Source organism: Pseudoalteromonas sp. SR45-5, assembly GCF_014163565.1.
GTDB lineage: Bacteria > Pseudomonadota > Gammaproteobacteria > Enterobacterales > Alteromonadaceae > Pseudoalteromonas > Pseudoalteromonas distincta.
The window spans coordinates 1-3,866 of record NZ_JACJDN010000392.1; the positions used below are offsets into that span (position 1 = coordinate 1).

Consider the following 3,866-nt stretch of genomic DNA (forward strand, 5'->3'; position numbering starts at 1 on the left):
CCCTAGGCAGAACCCTTTAGGCAGCGCATGTTTTGCATTTATGCTGCGTTATCGCCTATTTATGGGGAATAACCACACTACATAGGCTCTGCCTTGCCTAAATACCAAACATACTACTGCAAATTTAACCTCGAAAGATAAACAGCCCTAGTGAAGTAAATTAGGTAAGCTACGAATATACGATGAAAAGAGAGGATTGCCAACGGCTATAGTAGAAATACTGCGCCGTTGGCTAAATCAGACCGGGAGGTCGATTATTGGTTGCCACCAACAATAGCGGCAACAGCAGCTAATTCAGCTGCTTCTTGGTGTTGTTGTTCTTCACGGTCAATTAAGTCCATTGAAGAGCTATCAACTAAACCTAATTCAATTTCACGTAAAGCAACTACCGTTGGCTTATCGTTTTCAGGGTCTACTAGTGGAGTTTTACCACCAACAGCAATTTGGCGGGCACGACGAGCCGCAACTAAAATTAAGTCAAAACGATTACCAACTGCATCTACTGCATCTTCAACTGTTACGCGGGCCATCACAGCACTCCAAAAATAATTTAAATCAAAGACGTAGTTTACTGCAAGCAGCCACTTTCGCCAATAGCCAGTGTTCAATTTTTATCAGTTTTACTTGTCTAAGCCTGATTTAAATAGACTTAAATTATTTAAGCAGGCTATTTAGTAAAACTTGATGGCGTTCTTCTTGCGCTTTTAGGGTTAAGCGCTGAGCCATTACAATCATTTCTATGTCGCCAAGCGCGCTCTCAAAGTCATCATTAACAATTACATAGTCGTATTCGTTATAATGTGATGTTTCAGATTGTGCTTTTGCCATACGAGAGGCAATAACCTCAGCCGAATCTTGGCCACGATTATTTAAGCGTTGCTCTAACTCTTCTTTTGAAGGAGGTAGTATAAAAATAGTTTTCACGCTTGGCATTATTTCGCGCACTTGTTGCGCGCCTTGCCAATCAATATCTAAAAACACATCAATACCCGCATCAAGTTGCGACTCAATAGCCTGCTTTGATGTGCCGTAGTAATTATCGAATACTTGAGCCCATTCAAAAAAGTCATCTTTGGCAATAAGCGCTTTAAATTCGTCTGTAGATACAAAGTGATAATGCACGCCATTTTCTTCACCTGGGCGAGGGGCGCGAGTTGTATGTGATACAGATACTTTCATGTCAGCGTGTTTTTTTAATAACGCATTGATTAAGCTTGATTTACCAGCACCTGAAGGGGCTGATAAAATAAATAAGTTACCGCGAGTTTGTGCCATGCCTTTCTCTACCTAAAAATAAACAGGCTTGGATTACAAGTAAACCAAGCCTTTAATTAACTGCATTATACTTTAATTAGCTCACCTTGCTCAAGTTAGGCGTGCTCAAGTGAGCTATGCCCAAGTTGAAGCGGGAGTGTTAGACTTTAAATAAAATTGCAGTTTAAATTTATCAACAGAACTAGCCGCTAGATATAAGTATTTGATAAGGTGAAGTATCACCTAGTAAAGGAGCCTTTATGCTTAATAAAACCTTATTTACCGCACAACAAGTAAGAGACAATGAAGCTTTAGCGGCTAAAAACAGTCATTGTGATTTATTTACACTAATGCAGCGTGCAGGAGAGGCTGTATATAAGCAATGGCAGTTATTTGATGCGCAGCATACATTAGTCATTGTTGGCCATGGTAACAACGCTGGAGACGGTTACGTTGTAGCTAGGCTTATTATGCAATCAGGTAAAAAGGTAACAATATGCGCTGCTGAACCCAAAAAAACATTAAAAGGTGATGCTGCAAAAGCGCAGCAGCTATGGATAGAAGCGGGTGGGGTGGTTTCTCATTTTACAAAAGATGCTCTTAATGAGTGCGATATCGTTATTGATGCGCTCCTTGGTACTGGGCTTAATAGCGCCGTGCGCGATAATTTTGCGAATATAATTAACGCTGTAAATAACAGTGGTAAGCCCGTAATAAGCATTGATATTCCATCAGGCATTGAAGCAAATACAGGACAGCCTTTAGGGTGCGCAGTACAAGCTACTTCAACCGTTACTTTTGTAGGTATAAAGCAAGGGCTCACAACGACGGCAGGTAAACAATATAGCGGTAAGTTAGTTTTTGATGATTTAGCAATTGGCGATGCGTTTACTAGTATAGCTCAATCATCAGGAACCTTGATAAATATTAATAGCTTTAAAGGAATTGCCACGCGGGCAATCAATAGTCACAAAGGCAGCCATGGCAAGCTTTTATGTGTTGGTGGCAATCAAGGTACTGCAGGTGCAATTAGGTTAAGTAGTGAAGCAGCTCTTAGAACGGGTGCTGGCATGGTAAGGGTGTATACACACGAAAGCTCAATAACGCCTATTAGTATTGGCAGACCAGAGCTTATGGTAAGCAGTAATAACTTACATCAAGCGCTAGAGTGGGCAAGCTGCGTTGTTATTGGCCCAGGGCTTGGGCAAGACGAGTGGGCACAACAAACATTCGATGAAGTAATGCAATATTGCCAAAACAATAAAATGCCATTGGTTATAGATGCAGACGCCCTTAATTTACTGGCTAAGCAAGCTTCATCGTATATGTTAGAGCAATGCGTACTTACGCCACATCCAGGCGAAGCTTCGCGACTGCTAAGTGTTAGTACTAGCGACATAGAATCAGACCGTTTTAATTATGCCCGCCTTTGCGCCAAGCGCTATAACGCGACTTGTGTATTAAAAGGCGCTGGAACATTAATAGATAATGCCCAGCACCTGTGGGTGTGTGAAGATGGCAACCCAGCACTTGCAGTTGGCGGTAGTGGCGATGTACTCACTGGTATTATTGGGGCAGTACTTGCTCAAGGTTTAACTATTGATGAAGCAGCACGTTATGGTGTAACACTGCACGCTAAAGCCGGTGATATCGCAAGTGAGCGAGACGGGCAAAGGGGAATGCTACCCAGTGATTTATTCCCAATTGTAAGAGAGTTAGTTAATAAAGTGACGTGAGTTTAAGCGTCACTTTAAATAACTAATTATTAAGCTGTAGTAAATCCCATTTTGTACCATATAAGTCTTCAAAAACCACTACGGTGCCATAGGGTTCTACTCTAGGTTCTTCGTTAAATGTAACGCCTTTAGAAAGCATTAAATTATAATCTCGCCAGAAATCATTAGTATGCAAAAATAAAAACACGCGACCACCCGTTTGATTACCAATAGCACTCATCTGTTCGGGTGTTGTGGCTTTAGCAAGCAGTAGATTAGTCCTGCACGAATTAGTTTCGTTTGAATTAGCCCCATTTGAATTTGGAGGTGAAATTAACACCCAGCGTTTACCCTCACCTAAGTTAGTATCCTCAACTAATTCAAAATTTAGCTTTTGAGTATAAAACTCAATGGCATCGTCGTAGTCCTTAACAACTAATGCAATGCTGCCGATATGCTGTTGAACGTTAGTCATGTTTAGCTCACTCCGTACTATTAAATAAATGTGCTTTTTATCATATTTAGTAAACGATTACGCAGGGTATATGCCCGCAGTATGTAATATGAATTAACTTACTAGTTCGTCTTCATCATCGGGTGGATCACCTGAGTCTTCTTTGCGTTTTCTTTGTTCTTATTTTGCTTTTTGTACATTTTCGTATGTAGGCGGTGGGATAGGTATAATAGAAATAAGCGGAAAGAATGCTAAAAATACGTAAGCCCCTTAGGCATACTTTTACCCCACGTGACCATTTTGAGCATAGCCCAAACTACGAATGAAAATAACCCAGTCACAAGGGCAACAAAAACAAAGAAGATGAATATTGTGTTATTACTTAATAAATCCATTTAATATAAATCTTAGTTATACGTAACTTAGGTATGGGTATAAATTAA

At 40.5% G+C, this 3,866-nt stretch carries 4 protein-coding genes; 1 reads left to right on the forward strand and 3 read right to left on the reverse strand.

Features of this window, described 5'->3' with window-relative positions:
• Positions 1-254: 254 nt before the first annotated feature.
• Positions 255-530, reverse strand: coding sequence for a DNA-directed RNA polymerase subunit omega (gene rpoZ / locus H5072_RS13870; RefSeq protein WP_002958829.1), 276 nt, complete (start codon positions 528-530; stop codon positions 255-257).
• A gap of 124 nt (positions 531-654) precedes the next feature.
• Complete coding sequence (gmk, locus tag H5072_RS13875; protein ID WP_182693853.1) at positions 655-1,275, reverse strand: guanylate kinase; 621 nt, start codon at positions 1,273-1,275, stop codon at positions 655-657.
• Positions 1,276-1,514: 239 nt separating this feature from the next.
• Here gmk and H5072_RS13880 point away from each other — a divergent pair, with 239 nt between their 5' ends.
• Positions 1,515-2,990 carry an NAD(P)H-hydrate dehydratase gene (locus tag H5072_RS13880; RefSeq protein WP_182693854.1) on the forward strand — a complete coding sequence of 492 codons (1,476 nt, stop codon included), beginning with the start codon at positions 1,515-1,517 and terminating at the stop codon, positions 2,988-2,990.
• Positions 2,991-3,012: 22 nt separating this feature from the next.
• Here H5072_RS13880 and H5072_RS13885 read toward each other — a convergent pair whose 3' ends face one another.
• Positions 3,013-3,444: a VOC family protein gene (locus H5072_RS13885; protein WP_182693855.1), complete on the reverse strand. Its 432-nt coding sequence runs from the start codon at positions 3,442-3,444 to the stop codon at positions 3,013-3,015.
• Positions 3,445-3,866 lie beyond the last annotated feature (422 nt).

Excerpts from the sequence above, each read along its gene's own strand:
- H5072_RS13880 (WP_182693854.1), top strand. The coding sequence starts at position 1,515 with ATGCTTAATAAAACCTTATTTACCGCACAACAAGTAAGAGACAATGAA.
- H5072_RS13885 (WP_182693855.1), bottom strand. The coding sequence starts at position 3,444 with ATGACTAACGTTCAACAGCATATCGGCAGCATTGCATTAGTTGTTAAG.
- gmk (WP_182693853.1), bottom strand. The coding sequence starts at position 1,275 with ATGGCACAAACTCGCGGTAACTTATTTATTTTATCAGCCCCTTCAGGT.
- rpoZ (WP_002958829.1), bottom strand. The coding sequence starts at position 530 with ATGGCCCGCGTAACAGTTGAAGATGCAGTAGATGCAGTTGGTAATCGT.